Origin of the sequence: Arthrobacter sp. GCM10027362, from assembly GCF_042679445.1 — a bacterium.
GTDB lineage: Bacteria > Actinomycetota > Actinomycetes > Actinomycetales > Micrococcaceae > Crystallibacter.
Genome location: NZ_JBHTML010000078.1, coordinates 1 through 17,458, shown reverse-complemented (window position 1 = coordinate 17,458; position 17,458 = coordinate 1). Strand labels below are relative to the sequence as shown.

Sequence of the window (17,458 nt, the reverse complement as noted above, 5' to 3'; positions counted from 1 at the left end):
GGACGACGGCGACCACCACCGTGTCCAGGGGCCCGGCATCGGCCGCCGCGGTGGTGGCGGCCAGCACCAGCCCGGAGGAGGCGGTGACGGCCCCGCCGTGCGGGGAGACAAGCACCGGGGTGTACGGGTGGCCGGCCTGGACCGCGTGGTGCAGCACCTCGCCGGGGCCGCTGACATCCAGCATGGTCACGCCGTCGAACACAACGAAGCCAACCCGCTGCGTCATGTCCGGATCTGTGGTTTTTGTGGCTGCATGGACATGGCACCAGCCTACCGCGCCGGGCGAAGCTGGAAGGGACCATTGACCGGACGGAAAGGAATACATCATGGCTGAATCGATCGCCGGCGTTCAGATCCCCGACAGCACCCTGGCACGGGAGGCGACCGAGCTGGTGCGCGACGCCGCTTCGCCGCTGCTGTTCGACCATTCCCGGCGGGTGTTCGTGTTCGGGGCGCTGCGCGGCCGCGGGCAGGGCCTGGAGTTCGACCCCGAGCTGCTCTACGTGGGGGCGATGTTCCACGACCTGGGGCTGACTGAAAAGTTCCGCCGCACCGACCAGCGCTTCGAGATCGACGGCGCCGACGAGGCCCGCCGGTTCCTGCACTCCCACGGCATCACCGGGGAGCCGGCGGACCGGGTCTGGACGGCGATCGCCCTGCACACCACCCCGGAGATCCCGCTGCACATGGCCCCCGAGGTGGCCCTGGTCACCCGCGGCGTCGAACTGGATGTCCTGGGCATCGGCTACGACGCCGTCTCCGACGAACAGCGCGCGGCCGTGGTCGCGGCCCACCCCCGTCCGGACTTCAAGAACGAGATCCTCGCGGCATTCACCGAAGGCCTCAGGGACCGCCCTCAGACCACGTTCGGCAACGTCAAGGCCGATGTGCTCGCCCATTTCGTCCCGGGGTTCCAGCGCGGCGACTTCGTGGAAGTCATCAAGAACTCCGACTGGCCCGAATGATCGGCTGATCCCTGCCCGGTAACGAACCCGGCCAGCTCCGCGGGCGGGTTCACCGCGATGGCCTCGAAGCCGTCCGCGTCCAGGCCCTCAAGCACCGGGGCGTCGGCCCGGGGTGCGCGGGCGGCCATGCTCAGGTGTGCCACCCGGTGCAGCAGCCCGCGCGCCTCAGGGAGCACGCTGAACGGGTGGCCATACCAGCCGCCGGCGGACTGGCCGGCGGTGACCCGGTCCGGGCCGCCGCCGAGGGCTGCGATGTTGGTGTTGACGCAGCGCGGCGCGCAGAGCAGGTCCTCATGCGGAAGGTGGGGCCCGGCGGTCGGGGCGAGGTGTCCCACGGAGCCGATCCGGTAGTTGGCGCTGCCCACCACCGTGCCTCGCGTGCCAGCCGGGCGCCGTCGTGCCACTCATTTTCAGGGCAGTAGGACACCATTTGGGTAGGGCGCAGCGGGTCCGCCCGGAGACATGGGATCTTAGCGGGAGAGCAGCAGTGCTTCGCCCTGGCCGCCGCCGCCGCACAGGGCCACGGCGGCCCTGCCGCCGCCGCGGCGGAGCAGTTCGTGCACGGCCGAGACCACCAGGCGCGCCCCGGAGGCGCCGATGGGGTGGCCGAGGGCGATCGCCCCGCCGTTGATGTTGACCCGGTCCAGCCCGACACCGAGTTCGGCTGCCGAGTGCAGGGCCACCGAGGCGAAGGCCTCGTTGATTTCGAGGAAGTCCAGGTCCCCGGCCGTCCAGCCGGCCCGGTCCAGCGCCTGGCGGACGGCACGGGCGGGCTTGTCGGGCAGGGACGTGTCGGGGCCGGCGATCTGTCCGGCGGCACCGACGGTTGCCAGGGCCGTCAGGCCGTGGGCCTCTGCGTAGCCGCGGGTGGTCAGGACGACGGCGGCTGCCCCGTCGGTGAGTGGGGAGGCGTTGCCGGCGGTGACGGTTCCGGCGGGGGAGAAGGCAGGTTTCAGCCTGGCCAACACTTCGGCGGTGGTATTTGCCCGGACCCCCTCATCCGCCACTGCCAGCACGGCTTCGCCGCGGCGCTGGGGCACCTTGACGGGAACGATTTCCGCATCGAAGAGGTGGTTGGCCTGTGCCGCCGCTGCCCGCCGATGCGAAGCTGCAGCGACCCGGTCCTGCTCGGCGCGGGAAAGCTGCAGGCGTTCATTGGCCCGGTCCGTGGCCAGGCCCATGGATTCGCGGTCGAAGGCATCGGTCAGGCCGTCGTGGGCGGCCGAATCCACCAGCGTCGCATTGCCGTAGGGCGTGCCGGAGCGGGAGCCGGCCAGCAGGTGCGGGGCGTTGCTCATGGACTCCTGGCCGCCGGCGACCACGACCTGGGCCTCGCCCAGGCGCAGCAGCCGGCCGGCCTCGATGACGGCGGCCAGCCCCGAAAGGCACACCTTATTAATGGTGGCGGCATGGGCGGTCAGGGGAATGCCGGCGGCCGCGGAGGCCTGCCGGGCCGGATTCTGGCCCGCGCCGGCCTGGACCACATGTCCCATGAACACGGCATCGACGGCATTGGGGGAGAGGCCGGCCTGGTCCAGGGCGCCGGCGCTCGCGGCTGCGCCGAGCTCGACGGCGGACAGGGCGGCGAGCCGGCCCATCAGCCGGCCCTGCGCCGTCCTGGCGGCTCCCACGATGACGATGTCCTGGTGATGGTCCATGTGTGCTCCTGAAAGTATGGCGGGGCGGTGTGTTCCGGCCGTGATGAGAAGACTGTCAGCTTTTCTGTGCGCCGGCCGTCGGGGGTTGATGGGCTGGGCCGTGGTCAGGGGGCGTAGTCGTAGAACCCGGCGCCGCTCTTGCGCCCGAGCCTTTTTTGGGCGACGAGGTCGGCGACGGTTGGGTTAGGCGCGTCGGCGGGGTCGCCGGTTTCGGCGTGGGTGACCTGGGCGATGAAATCGATGACGTCGAGGCCGACCATGTCCATGAGTTCGAACGGCCCCATGGGGTGTCCGAGGGCGGTGCGAGCGGTGCTGTCGATGTCTTCAATGCTGGCAACGCCCGCCTCGCGCAGGGCCAGGGCTTCGCGCTGTACCGCGCGCATAAGACGGTTGGCGATGAACCCGGGAATCTCCCGATTAATCAGCACCGGTTTCTTGCCCAGCCGGCGGGCGAGTTCCATGGTGGTGTCCACGGTGGCCTGCGACGTGGCCTCGTGCCGGACGACCTCCACGCACTTCATGACGAGGGCGGGATTGAAGAAGTGCATGTTGCACACGTTCTCGGGACGAGGGGTTGCCGCGGCAAGCTTGGAGGAACCCAGGGTTGAGGAATTGGTGGACAGGACTGCATGGGCCGGGGCCAATCGGCCCAGGGTCTGGAAAATCCGGGTCTTGACGTCGATTCGCTCGGTGGCGGCTTCTATAACGAAATCGGCTGTGACGGCGGCCGTTTCCAGCTTCGTGGTGTGGGCCAGCCGTCCCAAGGCGGCATCGGCGGCCGCCTGGTCCAGCTTGCCCTTCACGACCCGGACGCCGGCCCATTGGGCCAGATCAGCGTGGGCGGCAGCGAGCATATCCGCCGAGATGTCCTGAATGGTGGTTGGGTAACCGGCCAGGGCCGCGGACATGGCGATCTGGCGGCCCATGGTGCCGGCTCCGATAACCAGCACCTGCCGGATGTTCTCGATCTGTGGCTGGCTTGTTTCACTTGTCATGGCTTGCCTCCAGGGGGAGCGGGTGGTTACGGCCGGCAGGGGTAGTTGCGCGGAATAAAGGTCCTGGTCTTCCCCAGTAGTCCGCGACCTGCCAAGGTAGGGTGGCGGCGGCCGCGTTGCAGGTGTCTTGGACATCCTGACCGGGCTCCGGAATCTGCCCCGTGGGATGCCGCAGCTTATCTGTTCCGCTACCGGAAGGCCGGTTGGCCGGTGATGTGGTTGCCCAGGATCAGGGTGTGGACTTCGTCCGTGCCCTCATAGGTGCGCACGGATTCGAGGTTGTTCGCGTGGCGCAGCGGAGAGTAGTCCAGCGTGATGCCGTTGCCGCCCAGGATGGTGCGGGCTTCGCGGCAGATCCTGATGGCTTCGCGGCAGTTGTTGAGCTTGCCCACGGAGATCTGCACAGGCTCCAGGGCTCCGGCGTCCTTGAGCCGGCCGGTGTGGATGGCCAGCAGGGTGCCCTTCTGGATTTCCAGCAGCATGTTGACCAGCTTTTCCTGGGTCAGCTGGTAGGCCGCCAGCGGCTTGTCGAACTGCAGCCGCTCGAGCGAGTACTTCAGGACCTCCTCGTAGCTGTCCCGTGCAGCGCCCATGGCGCCCCAGATGATGCCGTAGCGGGCCTCGTTCAGGCAGGAGAACGGGCCGCGCAGGCCTTTCGCCTTCGGCAGCCGGGCGTCCGCGGGCAGGCGCACGTTGTCCAGCCGAATATCACACTGGATCGAGGCACGCATGGACAGCTTCGGTTCGATCGGCGCGGCGCTGAAGCCGGGCGTCTCCGTGGGGACGAGGAAGCCGCGCACTCCGTCGTCGGTCGCGGCCCAGATCACCGCGACCTGCGCGATGGACGCAAGCCCGATCCAGCGCTTGGCGCCGTTGAGAACCCAGCCGTCGCCGTCGCGGACGGCCGTGGTCTGCATGCTTGAGGGGTCCGATCCGGCGGTCGGTTCGGTCAGGCCAAAGCAGCCAATGATCTCGCCTCTGGCCATGCCCGGAAGGTAGGCGTTCTTCTGCTCTTCCGAGCCCCACTTGTGGATGGCGCTCATGGCCAGTGAGCCCTGGACCGAGACGAAGGTGCGCAGGCCGGAATCGCCCGCTTCCAGTTCCATGGCCGCGATGCCGTATTCGACGGCGGAGCGTCCCGGGCAGCCGTAGCCCTTCAGATGCATGCCGAGCAGGCCCAGCCGGCCCATCTCGCGGGCAATTTCGACCGGGAAGTGCGCCTCTTCATACCACTGCTTGATGTTCGGCTTGATCCGGTCCCGGACAAAGCCGCGCACGGTATCACGCAGCGCCAGTTCTTCGGCGCTGAGGAGGCCGTCGAGCTTCAGCACATCGGAGTTGGCCGTCACTTCAGGTGCAGCGGCCGTGATTGGTGCGGTCTCGGTGGCGAGGGTGTTCAATTCATCTCCTCTGTAGGACGGAATACTTAGATGCCGGCCGGGTGTCCGGCCGGAGTGCGTAGCTCAGCCTGCGTGGAACATGGCCGTGCCACCGGACAAGACGACCGCTTCGCCTGCTGCGACCTCGAAATACACACGGCCGTCCTGGTGGGCGGAGGCGATCCGGAGCTTCTGGCCGGGCAGCACCGGGGCGGATAGCCGCACGTCCAGCTCCTTCAGGTCGGCAGGATGGACACCAACCTGTCCGGCAATTTCCCTGGCGGCGATGCCCACAGTGCAGAGGCCGTGGAGGATCGGACGGTCGAAGCCGTTGGATTTGGCCACGGCGGGATCAATGTGTACCGGATGCCGGTCACCGGTCAGGCGGTACAGGGCTGCCAGGTTCGGTGAGGTCTGGAAATCGGTCGAGTGCGTCGGTTCGGGGCGTTCTGCCGCGGACGACGAGGGGCCGCGGTCTCCGCCCCAACCGCCAACGCCGGGCAGGAAGATGTTGTACGTCGCCGTGAAGAATTCCGAGGTCACCTCGATCTCCACGATCGAGGCCTTGCCCTTGTCGTAGACATTGGCCACACGACCGGTCATCACGATGGTGCCCCAGGCCGGCAGCGGCTTGCGCACGACGAGACGTTGGGAGGCATGCAGGGAGCGCTTGGGGTCGTAGGCGCCGAGTCGGCCAGCGGCCTCCACGGCCCAGAGGCCCAAGGCGCACGCATAGGTCGGCAGGGTGCGCAGGTCCCGTTCGTAGACGAGGTCCAGGTCATCGGGGGCGGCACCGACGGCCAGGGCGTAGAGGATGACCGCCGTATCGTCGTAGGTGGCAGTGTGCTCCCCGAGGTCGGCGCCGGCCAGATCTGCCAGTGAAAGGGTCATGGTGTTGCTCATCGGTAGGCTGCCTCTCCAGTATCGGCGTACCCCAGGGCAGGGGGCGTGGATTTCGTCACCAATGAACCTGTCCAGGGACGGGAAGCCGTGCGGCCGGCCGTTTTCTTCGGGTCAAGCGGAGTTCTCACGGAGGCGTCCTCTTCTTCTCGGGAGCGGGAGTCAGGAATGTCGGGCTTTGGCTTGCCGGATGGCCTGCGCCCGGGCGGGCGAATCGAGCAGGTCTTTCCGCCGTTGCTGCCACGTGGCCTCGTTGTACTGGTTGGAGTCGAGCGTGTTCAGGAGTTCGCAGGTACTGGCCAAGGCGTCGAGGTGGTCCGGTGACAAGGTTGCCAACGCCTGGGTTGCCCGGTCGAGCGCAGTGCCGGTGGGAACGACCCTGCTGAACAGCCCGGCCACGAGGGCGTCGGCTGCGTCAAAACGTTCGCCCAGCAGGAGCAGGCGACGTACCGAATCCCGCGGAAAGGTATCGGCCAGCCAGGCGATGGCGCGCGGGCTGTAGAGCAGGCCGAGTCGGACGGCGGGGATCTGGAGGAAACTCCCGTCCCCGGCAATGCGGAGGTCGCAGGCGAGTGCGAGATGCGCGCCGGCACCCATGCAGGGCCCTTCAAGCGCCGCCACGACCGGAATCCGGCTGGACAGGATCGCCTCCGCGACGCGTTCGACCGCGTTGTCAAAGTCGATGTCACGGCTTGTGCCGGTCAGGTCCCTGAAGTCGGCTCCTGCGCTGAAAGAGCCGCCCGACCCCGAGATGACGATCCCGGTAGCTCCCTCAAGGTCCTCCGTGAGGGCCTTCGACAGCTCATGGAGCAGGTCGAAGGACAACGAGTTCCTGCGCTCCGGTGCGTCCAGGACCAGCGACACCACATGCCCGATCCGCTCCTTGGCCACGTACCGGGTCATGGCGTCGGCGCCGTCGTGCGGCTCCAGCGGGACACCACGGCCAGCTGGTCGAAGCCTATCGCCTCCTCGAGATCCTCGGAGACGTCGAGCAGCAATTGCTCGGCTCCGGGAGCCACGACCAACTGGGCCCCTACGGGCAAACCATCCGCGAAACCACAGGGCAGGGAGGCGGCCGCCACGCCGGCGACGTTGAAGGGAACGGCGAACGGGAAGGCCCCCCACAACTGGTCGACCTTCCGGCCGTCGATGTGCGATGGACGCTCGCCCAGCGGAAACGGCGGGACAGCCGTCGCCGGTGTGAGGATCACGTCGTAGCGTGTGAAGAGTGCGGCGATGCGCTGCCGGTACTGCGGCAGCAGTTCGCGGGCCCGTGCCACCGCGGCGGGATCCAGGGCGAGGGCCGCCTTCAGGGAGGACCGTTCGTACCTCGTGAGCTGGTCGGCGTGACGGGTCAGCAGGTGGCCGCGTTCGCGGTGTTCGTCCTCGAGGACGAGCGGACCGAACACATCGTTCCAGCCCTCGAGCGGCAGGTCGGTTTGGATTACCTCGTGCCCGAGCGCGGACAGTTGCCGGGCGACAGCATCCACGGCCTGGGCCACACCGGGGGCGACGGGCCGGCCCTCGGGCCGGGCGCAGTAGGCGACGCGCAGCTTCGGCACGGTCCCTCTGGCGTAGTCACGGCCGGCGAGAACCCCCAGGAGCGGCCTGGCATCGGCCACCGTGCTGGTCATTGGTCCCGCACCGACGAAGTCGGTCATGGCACGGAAGCCCTTCTCGTCGGGGCACAGGCCAGGCGAGGTCTTGAGGCCGTACACGCCGCAGAAGGCGGCGGGAATGCGGATCGACCCGCCGCCGTCGGACCCCACGGCAACGGCCGACAGCCGGGCGGCCACGGCGCTAGCCGAACCACCGCTGGAGCCCCCGGGCGTCCTGGTAACGTCCCAGGGGTTTACCGTATCCGGGCCGAGCAGGTTGTCGCTGGTGGCCGATTGCCCGAACTCCGCGGTGTTCGTCTTGCCGGTGAACACGCTGCCGGCGGCCCGGAGGCGGCGGACCACGCCCGAGTCGGACTTGGAGACCAGGTCGCGGTAAACCACGGAGCCGAGCGAAGTCGGAACGCCGGCCACGTGGAAGGCATCCTTGACGGCAATCGGTATGCCTGCGAGGGCACCGGCCGGCTCGGCGGCCGCGAACTGGCGTTCGGCCTCCGTTGCCCGGGCCAGCGCCGTGTCGGCCATGACGGTGACGAAGGCGTGAAGATCCGGGTCGACCTCATCGATCCTTTCGAGGAATGCCGTGGTGACCTCGACGGGGCTGAGCTCGCGGCGTCGATACGCGGCGCCCAGCTCTGCCACGGTGAGGTTGATCAACTCATCCATGCGGGTGCACCCCTCCGCTTACGCCATACACTTCACCCGTGATGTACCCGGCCTGGTCGGAGGCGAGGAAGGCCACGAGACCGGCCACGTCCTCGGGCTGGCCGATGCGGCCCACCAAGGAACGGTTCTCGGCGTAGCCGGCGAAGAACTCCTCCGGATAGATCTTCCGCAGGAAGTCGTTGTAGATCAGGCCCGGCGTGACCGCATTGGCCCGGATGCCGTGCTTGCCGTTCTCGGCGGCGGTGACGCGGGTCAGGGCCAGGACGCCCGCCTTGGCGGCGGAGTAGGCTGCCCCGTGTTCGGTGGACGTCTCGTAGGCGGCGATGGAGCTGATGTTGACGATCGCCCCGCTGCCGGCCTGGATCATGTGCGGCAGTGCGTAGCGGGTGCAAAGGAATGTTCCCGTGAGGTCGACGTCGAGGCACTTCTGCCAGGTCTCGAGGGACATCTGCGCGACGGGTTCGATCTTCGACCAGCCCGCGTTGTTCACCAGGACGTCGATGCGTCCGCGTCGGTCCATTACCGTCTGGATGGCGGACTGCACGGCCGGCTCGTCCGTGACATCCAGCGGAACGGCGAGGAACTCCCTGCCGTGCTGTTCGGTAAGCCGCTCGGCTGACTCCTTGCAGCGGCGTTCATGGGCGTCGGTCACCACAACGTCGTAGCCGTCCGCAGCGAGGCGTCCGGTGATGGCCGCGCCGATGCCGGCTCCGGCCGCTGCGGTGACGATGGCTACTTTCCTGGGTTCGGTCATGTCTTCTCCTCGAGAGTCTGGGTGTACTGGCTGGTGGTGCCGTTTCCTGGTGCGGCCTAGTTCCGTCCGGCGATTGCCTCGCGCAAGACCGCCGTCACGGCCGAGGGATTGTCGACGTTCATGAGGTGGCCGGCGTTCGGGACCTCCCGATAGGTGACGTCGGACAGGGCATCGACGATGATCCGGGCCGCCTTGGCCGGGCAGAACGCATCGTGGTCGGCACCGATGACATCTACATGGGTTGTGATGTCCGCGAGCCTCGGGGTCAGCGGTGACTCGTGGAGGGCGGCCATGGCGCGTGCGGCATTCACATAGCCGGTCCCGTCGCCAATGGCCGCGAGCCGTGCTTTGGTAACCACGTCGAGCTCGTCCGTGGCCGTGTACAGGGCGGCCGCGGTGTCGTCGCGAATGGCGTTCCGGAATTCCCGGGACGTCGTGTCGCCGGCCATTTCGATGCGGTTCACATAGAACTGGACAGCGCTTCGCCCGACCAGGGAAGAGGTACCCAGGACTACGGTCCGGCGCACCAGGTCGGGTCGTTCGGCGGCGGCCCATAGGGCAACCGTTCCGCCGAGGGAGAACCCCACGACAATGGCCGGGCCGGTGACCTGTTCGAGGAACCCGACCAGGTCCTGTCCGAGCTGCTCCAACGTGCCGGCGCCCTCTCCCGTGGTGGTGGCCCCATGGCCCCGAAGGTCGTAGGCGAACGTGTGCAGGCCCGACAGGTCGGCCTGCGTGCCGCTCCAGCTGTCCCGTCCCTCGGCGAGCCCGTGGATGAGGACCACGGGACCGTCACCGGTGTCGGAGCCAGCCGTTTCCGAGTATGCAACCTGGATGTCGTTGATGGCAACGGTCTTCATGTGCGCTCCCCGGGGGTGCCTCATGGCGCGTTCCGTTCCGTAGATGGTGAAGGGGTGGGTCTTGATGTCTCTAGTCTCGGCCACACCGCCATCATGGACAGCCCGGCGGGAGAAGTCAAGAGACTGATGTCGCTTTTTTAAAATCTGCTGGGTAATGTGTTCATGTACTTGCGAAAGCCTTGGCCGGATGAGATCCGTCGGAGCAAAGGAAGACCAGTGACTGCTGAACCCACGACGCCCAAGGGGCGGCGTACCCGAGAACACCTCGTGAGCGCCGGGAGGGCGGTTTTCGCCCGGGACGGCTACGTCAATGCCCGGATGGGCGACGTTGCGATCGAGGCCGACATCTCGATGGGCGGTCTGTACCGGTACTTCAAGAACAAGGAAGACCTCTTCGCCCAAGTGATTGAGGACCTCCACGAGCAGCTCTTCGAGGCCAGTGCCTCGCGGGAGCACAATTTCCGCGAGGATCCCTATCAGTCGTTGCTTGCATCGAACCGCGGGTACCTGGAGATCTACAGCGAGAACCGCGACGTCATGCGGGCCTTCATCCAGGCCGCGCACGTGGAGAAGCGGTTCCAGGACATCTGGTGGAACATGCGCAACCGCCATGTCGAACGCTTTGCCGGCGCCCTGTCCCGCGCCCATGGCATCACGGAGATCGACGGCGTGGACGTCCGGCTCCATATCGAGTCCATGGCGTGCATGGCGGAGCAGTCGGCCTATGTCTGGTTTGCCCAGGATAGCCTGCACGGGGGCGCGGTCTCCGTCGATGATGCGGCCCGGTCCATCACCCACAGCTGGTACACCACCTTCTTTGCGCACCGGGCCTGCTAATCACCCAGGCCGAGGGCGCGCGGATCCGGGGGTGCGCGGCGCGGCGGGGGCAGGCCGGTTCTTCATTGACCCTGCATGCCCGCCTCCGGGCTGCCCGTCCGCTGAGGACCCGGGATGGTCCGCTCATCGAATCTCCCCGAGGGGGTGAATCCTTCCCGCCAGCAGGCGTCCCCGCATCCAGAACCGGCCGGGCTGCTTCGGATGGAAAAAAAGCGACATCACTCTCTTGACCGCGCATGAGACGTGCGTCATAGTTGGGGGACAATTACTGAGTTGCGAGGGCGGGCCAATGAGTCGCCGCACACCGCCAACCATCTGACTTTTGAGAAGGAGACGTCATGCCCACTTCCGAACTGGCTGGACGTGCTGGGGAAGCTCCCGTGCCAGGAGGGCTGGGAACAGACGAGGCCACGACCGGGATCTGGGAGGACTTCCTGGTGCTGCTGTCCCGGGAACCCCACGCCACCGCGGTGCTGGACGACCGGGGCAACCACATGACCCGCGCTCAACTGGAGGCGTTGTCCTCTGAGATCGCCGGGGAAATGCAGGCGAAGGGACTCGTCGCCGGAGACGTCGTGATCATCTGCATGCCCAACTGGACCGAGTGGCTCGCCGTCTACCTGGCCGCCCTGCGCGCGGGGCTGGTTCCGGGTACGTTGCCCGTTACCTCGGATCCCGGTTCGATCGCGTACGTGGCCAACCTCGTCGGGGCCCGGGCCGTGTTCCTCCCGTCCTCCCACCGCGGGCGGTCCTTCGAAGGCGAGGTCGACCACCTTGCCGAAACCGTGGGGCGGCGGCTCCAGGCCATGTTCGTCGCCGGCGACCAAAATGGGCGCTACTGGCGGACCATCGAGGGGCCCGAGCCGGTGCTGCCTGACTATCCGGGCGGTATGGCGCACATCCTGTTCTCTTCGAGCACCACCGGCCGCTCCAAGGCGATCGCCCACTCCGAATCCAGCCTGCGCGCTTACAACCAAGCCGTTATCGACCGGTACGGTGTCACCGGTGAGCAGTCGATCTTCATGCCCTCCCCGTTGGGCCACAGCACCGGTTTTTGGCACGGGGCGCGCATGTCCATCATGGTCGGAGCGCCCCTGGTCCTTCAGGACCGCTGGGAACCGCAGCGCGCGCTGGAACTGGTCGCCGCAAACAACTGCGGGATCACCGTTGCGGCCACGCCGTTCCTCACCGATCTCGTCGACGCCGGGTGGCACGCCGAAACCGCCAAGCTGCAGGGCATGCGGGCCTTTATCTGCGGAGGCGCCCCCATTCCGCCGTCTCTGATCGAGAAGGCCCAGCTGCAGATGCCTGACACCCACATCTGCTCGATCTGGGCGATGAGCGAAGGCGGAGCCACCTCGAGTCTGTTCGAAGACTCCGTGGACCGGGTGGCGAACACCTGCGGCCGCGTGATGGCCGGCACCGAGCTGGAAGTCCTCAACGGCGATGTGATCGCCCCTCGAGGCTCCGAAGGCGAGATCGTCATGAAGAGCCCGTCGTTGTTCCTGGGCTACATCAACCAGACAGAGATGTATGAGAAGTCCTTTACCCGGGAAGGGTACTTCCGCACCGGTGACGTCGGCATCGTCGACGACAACGGCTATCTGAAGATCACCGGCCGCCTCAAGGACATCATCATCCGCGGTGGTGTCAACATCTCTCCCGTCGAGATCGAATCCGCCTTGGCCGGCCACGACAAGATCGCCCGCGTCGCGGTCGTGGGGCAACCCGATGACCGTATGGGCGAACGCATTTGTGCCGTCATCCAGCCGGTTGGAACCCCGCCGAGCTTCGAGGAACTCCTGGATTGGCTGGGGGACCGCAACGTTCCCCGGCGCCTGTGGCCCGAGTCGATCCGCATCGTCGATTCCATGCCGGAGACCCCGGCGGGGAAGATCCGCAAGAACGTGCTCCGTCAGGACCTCCCCGGTCGTTTCTGATCAAGGGTCCCATCGCGAGCGGTTATTCGAACCGTTCGCCCCTCCCTGTGCGACCGGCGTCTTCGCCGCACTCACCTTCGCCGTTGAAAGGCAATCATCATGGCATCAACGCAGCAAAACGGTTTTGGCAACAAGCAGCAAAAGCGCGCTTTCATCGCCAGCCTTGTTGGTACCACCGTCGAATGGTTCGACTTCTTCATCTACGCCACGGCCGCGAGTCTCGTCTTCTCCACCATCTTCTTCCCGGACTTCGGTTCCAATGTAGGCCTCCTGGCCTCCTTCGCCACCCTGGGGGTCGCGTTCCTCGCCCGGCCCGTCGGTGCCTTCATTTTCGGCCACCTCGGGGACCGGCTCGGGCGCCGCAGCACCCTCATTGCCACCCTCACGCTGATGGGCGTGTCGACCGGCCTCATCGGCGTCCTGCCGACGTGGGCGGAGATCGGCATCTGGGCACCTGTCCTGCTGACGATCCTGCGGTTCATCCAGGGCGTCGCCGTCGGCGGCGAGTGGAGCGGCGCGGTGCTCATGAGCGTCGAGAACGCCCCGAAGTCGAGGGCACGCTTCTACGGCTCGGCTCCCCAGATCGCGAGTCCGCTGGCACTCGTCCTGGCCACTATTGTCATGTACTTCGTGGCCCGGCTCCCCGGTGACCAGCTTTTGGCCTGGGGCTGGCGAATTCCGTTCCTGGCCGGATTCGTCCTCGTCATCATTGGGATGGTCATCCGGCTGGGCGTCCAGGAATCGAGCGAGTTCCAGGAGGTAAAGGAAGCCGGCGAAGTGAAGGGCAACCCGATCGCGACCGTGATCAAGCGCATGCCCGTCCGGGTGCTCGTCGGCATCGGACTCCAGGCCAGCGTCATCGTGCTGTTCTACCTGATCACCACCTACATGCTCTCCATGGCCACGGAACGCCATGGCCTGGAGCGTAGCGACACACTGATGATCCTGCTGATTGCCGCCATGGTCGACCTGATGGCAATCGTGGTGGTCGGCATCCTCGCGGACAAAATCAACCCGTGGAAGATCTTCATGGTGGGCGTGGCCTTCACCCTGCTTTTCGCGGTTCCCTTGTTCTTCCTGTTCGATACCGGCAACGGTGTGCTGATGACCCTGGCCTTCACCTTCGCCCTGGTCCTGGGCCACGCCAGCGTCTACGCCGTGGTCTCGAGCATGACCTCCGACCTGTTCCCGACCGAGGTCCGGTACAGCGGCGTCGCCCTGTGCAGTGCCTTCGCCGGCGTTGCCTGGGCTGCCACCACGCCCCTGCTGGCTGCGGCCCTGGTCCCCGCCGGCGGAACCGCCCACTGGTGGCCGCTGGCCGGCATGATCGTCCTTGCCTCCGTCATTTCCCTGCTGTCCGGCCTGGCCGCGCGGAAGCACACGACGGATGTCGAGGGCGAACCGAAACCTGCCGGCATCGTCCCCGGTCAGTCGCAGGCTGCCGTCCGGGCCAACGCCGGCTGAATACCCCCGTCCCCACCCATTCCACCCACTTCAGGAGGTCCATCGTGTCCACCCTCTCGGAAGAACAGCTTGCCCTCGCAGCCTCGGTCCGCGAATTTTGCCAGCGGGAGGTGGGATCCAAGGAGCAACGGGACCGGCTGACCAATGGCGGACGGGAGGGGCACAGCCTCGAGCTCAACCGCAAGGTGGCCGAGTTCGGGTGGGCGGCCATCAACATGCCCGAGGAATACGGCGGGTCCGGCGGAAACCACGTGGACCTCTGCGTGCTGCTGGAGGAGCTGGCACGAGGCATGGCGCCCCTGCCGTGGCTGGGGACGAGCCTGATTACCGGCGGCATCTACAACCGCTTTGCCAGCGAGGAGCTCAAGAAGACAGTCCTCGGGCGGCTGGCGGACGGCGAGGCCCTGGCCATCGCCATGTCAGAACCCGGGGCCGGTTCGGACGTCGCGGCCATCTCCTGCCGCGCCGAGCGCACGGGCGACGGCTGGGCCATCAACGGACAGAAGACCTGGATCACCAACGCCCATCAGGCCGACAGCATCCTGCTCGTGGCCAGGACCTCACGCGGCGAGAAACCGCATCACGGCCTCACCATGTTCCACGTGCCGACCGGCATCGAGGGCCTGGACATCAGGGGCATTGACACCCTGAACGGTGCCGAGGTCAACGACGTGTTCTTCACCGACTGCAAGGTCCCGGCCGACGCGGTCATCGGCGAGGTCGACCAGGGCTGGTACCAGCTGATGGCCGGGCTGGATACGGAACGGCTCATTCTCGCCGCCCAGATGCTCGGCACGGCCGAACGGGCCTTCGACGACTGCCTCAAGTTTGTCACCGAACGATCGCAGTTCGGCAGCCCCGTGGGGTCCTTCCAGGCCCTGAAACACCGGATTGCGGATCTGGCGACGGAGATCGAATGCGTGCGGCTGCTGGTGTACAGCGTGGCCGAGCAGGCGGACTCGCCCAAGCCGGGAGCCAACCTCTCCCGGCTGTCGTCCATGGCCAAGCTCAAAGCGTCCGAGGTGGCCAAGACCGCCGCACTGGAGGGCATGCAGATGATGGGAGGGTACGGCTATTCGTCTGAATTCCCGATGGTCCAGCATGTTCGTGCGGCCCTGGGCGCCACAATCTACGGCGGCACCAATGAGATCCAGCGGGAAATCATCGGCCGCTCGTATGGACTATAAGGTGCAGGGAATCGGCCGGCCTGCCGATGCCGCCCACCCGTCACGCCTTCCACATTTCCCGCAGGCAGCACAGCACCGGGCGGCCCTCAACCGGCTGGATGTTGGTGAATTGGGGCGCGCACTGCAGATTGGACCGGACCAAAACCCATGAATAAGGAGAGCCCGTCATGAAGATCCTCGTGTTGGCCAAGCAGGTGCCGGACACCTGGTCGGACCGCAAGATCAACCTGGAAACCGGCATGCTGGACCGGGACGCTTCCGAGCCGGTCCCGGATGAGATCAACGAGCGTGCCCTGGAGACCGTACTGCAGTTCAAGGACGCGAACCCCGGCACCGAAATCGTTGTGTTGTCCATGGGCCCGGAGGACAGTACAAAGACGCTGCGCAAGCTGTTGTCGATGGGCGCCGACTCGGCTGTGTTGGTCACCGATGCCGCACTGGCGGGATCGGACATGGTCCAGACCTCGCGGGTGCTGGCCGCTGCGGTGCAGAGGATCGCCCCGGACCTGCTGGTGGCCGGCAATGAGGCCACCGACGGCCGCGGCGGGATGATCCCGGCGATGGTCGCGGAGATCCTGGGTTGGCCGGTGCTGCCCGGCCTGGACGAGGTGACCATCACCGCCGGGGGCGTCTCCGGCACGGCGCAGGTCGACGGCGGCTCGCTTAGCCTTAGCTCCGGGCTGCCGGCGGCAGCCTCGGTCACCGAGAAGTGCGCCGAGGCGCGCTTCCCGAATTTCAAGGGCATCATGCAGGCCAAGAAAAAGCCGCTGGAGACCTGGTCCCTGGCGGAGCTGGGCATTCCGGCCGGACCGGATGCGGCGTCGGTGCGCTCCGTGATGGTCTCGGCCGCGGCGCGCCCCGCGAAGGAGGCCGGTCCGAAGATTGTCGACGACGGCAACTCGGCAAGCCAGCTGGCAGAGTTCCTCGCCGCCCAGCGGCTGATCTGACCCCACACCCACCTCACCTGACGACCTGCACGACCTGAAGGACACACATCATGGGAAACATCCTGGTACTGATCGAAACCGCCGGTGACGGTGCGCCGAAGTCGACGGCCGCCGCTCTGCTTGGCGCGGCCGCCACGATCGGCACACCGGTGGCCGTGGCAGTGACCACCCCCGGGCAGGGCGGGGACCTGGCCGCCCAGCTGGGCCCGCTGGGCGCAGCCCATGTCTACCTGGCCGAATCGGGCACGGCGGCCGCCGAGCTGGGCACCGCGCAGGTCGGAGCCCTGGCCGACGCCGTGCAGGAGTACTCCGCCCGGATCGTGCTGGTGTCGAATACCAATGACTCCAGGACTGTCGCCGGCCGGCTGGCGATCGTCGCCGGCGGCTCCGTGGCCGCCGATGCGGTCGGTGTGCGCTACGACGAAGAGGGGCAGGAGGTCATCGTCCAGCACTCGGTGTTCGGCGGTGACTTCACCACGGAGTCCACGGTGGAGGGCGGTCTGATGATCGTTACCGTGCGCCCGGGCTCGGTAGATGCGCGTGCCGAGGCCGTGGTCGGCCCGCAGGTCAAAACCGTTGCGGTGTCCACTGCCGCTGCCCCGGGGGCGCGGATCGATTATGCCGCGGACGCCCCGGCCCAAACCGGCCGGCCGGTGCTGCGGGGCGCCCAGGCGGTGGTCTCCGGCGGGCGCGGACTGGGCTCGAAGGAGAACTTCGCCCTGGTCGAGCAGCTCGCCGACAGCCTCGGCGCCGCGGTTGGCGCCTCCCGTGCAGCCGTGGACTCCGGCTATGTACCCCAGTCGTACCAGGTGGGCCAGACCGGGGTCTCGGTGACACCGCAGCTGTACGTGGCACTGGGGATCTCCGGCGCCATCCAGCACCGCGCCGGCATGCAGACCGCCAAGACGATCGTGGCCATCAACAAGGACGAGGATGCGCCGATCTTCGAGATCGCTGACTTCGGGGTGGTCGGCGACGTCTTCACCGTGGTGCCGCAGCTGATCGACGAGATCAACGCCCGCCGCGGCTAAGGCTTGGCCGGACCTGCTGCAACTGATCGATCAACCGTCCCGGAGGCGAGAGTCACGATGACCATCGAGAACAGCGCGGCCGACCCCGGCGCCCCGCGCCGCCAGCGCATGGCCGAATACCGGCCGCTGACACAGCAGGCCCGACAGAATCAGCAGGATGGGGCGGCGAACGACGTCGGTGCCGCCGGCACGCTGCCGGCCGCGGCTGAGAGCTCGGCGGCACCGCAGATGCCCGTCGCGCAGGCACCGGCGCAGGCCG

At 67.2% G+C, this 17,458-nt stretch carries 17 protein-coding genes and 1 pseudogene; 8 read left to right on the top strand and 10 right to left on the bottom strand.

Annotated features, from left to right (window positions below):
- A pseudogene (locus ACFQ36_RS12495) lies at window positions 1-226 on the bottom strand (AraC family transcriptional regulator); the annotation flags it as partial.
- A 100-nt stretch (window positions 227-326) separates the two neighbouring features.
- Here ACFQ36_RS12495 and ACFQ36_RS12490 point away from each other — a divergent pair.
- Window positions 327-965: an HD domain-containing protein gene (locus tag ACFQ36_RS12490; protein WP_377014094.1), complete on the top strand. Its 639-nt coding sequence runs from the start codon at window positions 327-329 to the stop codon at window positions 963-965.
- Here the strand turns inward: ACFQ36_RS12490 and ACFQ36_RS12485 are convergent.
- The 9 genes from ACFQ36_RS12485 to ACFQ36_RS12445 all read right to left on the bottom strand — a co-directional run bounded on the left by ACFQ36_RS12485 (window position 857) and on the right by ACFQ36_RS12445 (window position 9,877).
- Window positions 857-1,330: a carboxylesterase family protein gene (locus ACFQ36_RS12485; RefSeq protein WP_377014092.1), complete on the bottom strand. Its 474-nt coding sequence runs from the start codon at window positions 1,328-1,330 to the stop codon at window positions 857-859. The two genes, ACFQ36_RS12490 and ACFQ36_RS12485, sit on opposite strands and share 109 nt — an antisense overlap.
- A 105-nt stretch (window positions 1,331-1,435) precedes the next feature.
- Window positions 1,436-2,623, bottom strand: a complete 1,188-nt coding sequence (locus ACFQ36_RS12480) for an acetyl-CoA C-acyltransferase (RefSeq protein WP_377014091.1) — start codon at window positions 2,621-2,623, stop codon at window positions 1,436-1,438.
- Window positions 2,624-2,727: 104 nt separating this feature from the next.
- On the bottom strand, window positions 2,728-3,618 hold the full coding sequence (locus ACFQ36_RS12475; RefSeq protein ID WP_377014089.1) for a 3-hydroxyacyl-CoA dehydrogenase family protein: 891 nt from the start codon (window positions 3,616-3,618) through the stop codon (window positions 2,728-2,730).
- Between the two features lie 188 nt (window positions 3,619-3,806).
- Window positions 3,807-4,967 (bottom strand): acyl-CoA dehydrogenase family protein, encoded by a 1,161-nt coding sequence (locus tag ACFQ36_RS12470; RefSeq protein ID WP_377014096.1) that lies wholly within the window; start codon window positions 4,965-4,967, stop codon window positions 3,807-3,809.
- A 114-nt stretch (window positions 4,968-5,081) separates the two neighbouring features.
- Window positions 5,082-5,888 (bottom strand): MaoC/PaaZ C-terminal domain-containing protein, encoded by an 807-nt coding sequence (locus tag ACFQ36_RS12465; protein WP_377014087.1) that lies wholly within the window; start codon window positions 5,886-5,888, stop codon window positions 5,082-5,084.
- A gap of 171 nt (window positions 5,889-6,059) precedes the next feature.
- Window positions 6,060-6,800, bottom strand: a complete 741-nt coding sequence (locus ACFQ36_RS12460) for an enoyl-CoA hydratase/isomerase family protein (RefSeq protein WP_377014085.1) — start codon at window positions 6,798-6,800, stop codon at window positions 6,060-6,062.
- Window positions 6,797-8,179, bottom strand: a complete 1,383-nt coding sequence (locus ACFQ36_RS12455; protein WP_377014083.1) for an amidase — start codon at window positions 8,177-8,179, stop codon at window positions 6,797-6,799. Before ACFQ36_RS12455 ends, ACFQ36_RS12460 begins: the two co-directional genes overlap by 4 nt.
- Complete coding sequence (locus ACFQ36_RS12450; RefSeq protein ID WP_377014081.1) at window positions 8,172-8,933, bottom strand: SDR family NAD(P)-dependent oxidoreductase; 762 nt, start codon at window positions 8,931-8,933, stop codon at window positions 8,172-8,174. The genes ACFQ36_RS12455 and ACFQ36_RS12450 overlap by 8 nt, the downstream gene beginning before the upstream one ends.
- 56 nt (window positions 8,934-8,989) lie before the next feature.
- Window positions 8,990-9,877, bottom strand: a complete 888-nt coding sequence (locus ACFQ36_RS12445) for an alpha/beta fold hydrolase (protein WP_377014079.1) — start codon at window positions 9,875-9,877, stop codon at window positions 8,990-8,992.
- Between the two features lie 132 nt (window positions 9,878-10,009).
- On the opposite strand from ACFQ36_RS12445, the gene ACFQ36_RS12440 reads away from it, so the two are divergent.
- From ACFQ36_RS12440 to ACFQ36_RS12410, 7 genes are all read left to right on the top strand, one after another.
- Window positions 10,010-10,630, top strand: coding sequence for a TetR/AcrR family transcriptional regulator (locus ACFQ36_RS12440; protein WP_377014077.1), 621 nt, complete (start codon window positions 10,010-10,012; stop codon window positions 10,628-10,630).
- 338 nt (window positions 10,631-10,968) lie between these two features.
- Window positions 10,969-12,570: an AMP-binding protein gene (locus ACFQ36_RS12435; RefSeq protein ID WP_377014075.1), complete on the top strand. Its 1,602-nt coding sequence runs from the start codon at window positions 10,969-10,971 to the stop codon at window positions 12,568-12,570.
- 99 nt (window positions 12,571-12,669) lie between these two features.
- Window positions 12,670-14,034: an MFS transporter gene (locus ACFQ36_RS12430; protein ID WP_377014073.1), complete on the top strand. Its 1,365-nt coding sequence runs from the start codon at window positions 12,670-12,672 to the stop codon at window positions 14,032-14,034.
- A gap of 44 nt (window positions 14,035-14,078) precedes the next feature.
- On the top strand, window positions 14,079-15,221 hold the full coding sequence (locus tag ACFQ36_RS12425; protein WP_377014071.1) for an acyl-CoA dehydrogenase family protein: 1,143 nt from the start codon (window positions 14,079-14,081) through the stop codon (window positions 15,219-15,221).
- A gap of 167 nt (window positions 15,222-15,388) precedes the next feature.
- The gene (locus ACFQ36_RS12420) at window positions 15,389-16,168 is read left to right on the top strand and encodes an electron transfer flavoprotein subunit beta/FixA family protein (RefSeq protein WP_377014069.1); all 780 of its coding nucleotides are present in this window, start codon (window positions 15,389-15,391) and stop codon (window positions 16,166-16,168) included.
- 50 nt (window positions 16,169-16,218) lie between these two features.
- On the top strand, window positions 16,219-17,199 hold the full coding sequence (locus ACFQ36_RS12415; RefSeq protein ID WP_377014067.1) for an electron transfer flavoprotein subunit alpha/FixB family protein: 981 nt from the start codon (window positions 16,219-16,221) through the stop codon (window positions 17,197-17,199).
- 57 nt (window positions 17,200-17,256) lie between these two features.
- Window positions 17,257-17,458, top strand: a 202-nt coding sequence (locus ACFQ36_RS12410; protein WP_377014065.1) for a hypothetical protein, incomplete at its 3' end; no start/stop codon positions are given.

Bases quoted from the DNA above. Each gene is read 5' to 3' on its own strand.
- ACFQ36_RS12480 (WP_377014091.1), bottom strand. From the start codon at position 2,623: ATGGACCATCACCAGGACATCGTCATCGTGGGAGCCGCCAGGACGGCG.
- ACFQ36_RS12435 (WP_377014075.1), top strand. From the start codon at position 10,969: ATGCCCACTTCCGAACTGGCTGGACGTGCTGGGGAAGCTCCCGTGCCA.
- ACFQ36_RS12450 (WP_377014081.1), bottom strand. From the start codon at position 8,933: ATGACCGAACCCAGGAAAGTAGCCATCGTCACCGCAGCGGCCGGAGCC.
- ACFQ36_RS12415 (WP_377014067.1), top strand. From the start codon at position 16,219: ATGGGAAACATCCTGGTACTGATCGAAACCGCCGGTGACGGTGCGCCG.
- ACFQ36_RS12430 (WP_377014073.1), top strand. From the start codon at position 12,670: ATGGCATCAACGCAGCAAAACGGTTTTGGCAACAAGCAGCAAAAGCGC.
- ACFQ36_RS12475 (WP_377014089.1), bottom strand. From the start codon at position 3,618: ATGACAAGTGAAACAAGCCAGCCACAGATCGAGAACATCCGGCAGGTG.
- ACFQ36_RS12420 (WP_377014069.1), top strand. From the start codon at position 15,389: ATGAAGATCCTCGTGTTGGCCAAGCAGGTGCCGGACACCTGGTCGGAC.
- ACFQ36_RS12455 (WP_377014083.1), bottom strand. From the start codon at position 8,179: ATGGATGAGTTGATCAACCTCACCGTGGCAGAGCTGGGCGCCGCGTAT.
- ACFQ36_RS12465 (WP_377014087.1), bottom strand. From the start codon at position 5,888: ATGACCCTTTCACTGGCAGATCTGGCCGGCGCCGACCTCGGGGAGCAC.
- ACFQ36_RS12490 (WP_377014094.1), top strand. From the start codon at position 327: ATGGCTGAATCGATCGCCGGCGTTCAGATCCCCGACAGCACCCTGGCA.
- ACFQ36_RS12460 (WP_377014085.1), bottom strand. From the start codon at position 6,800: ATGACCCGGTACGTGGCCAAGGAGCGGATCGGGCATGTGGTGTCGCTG.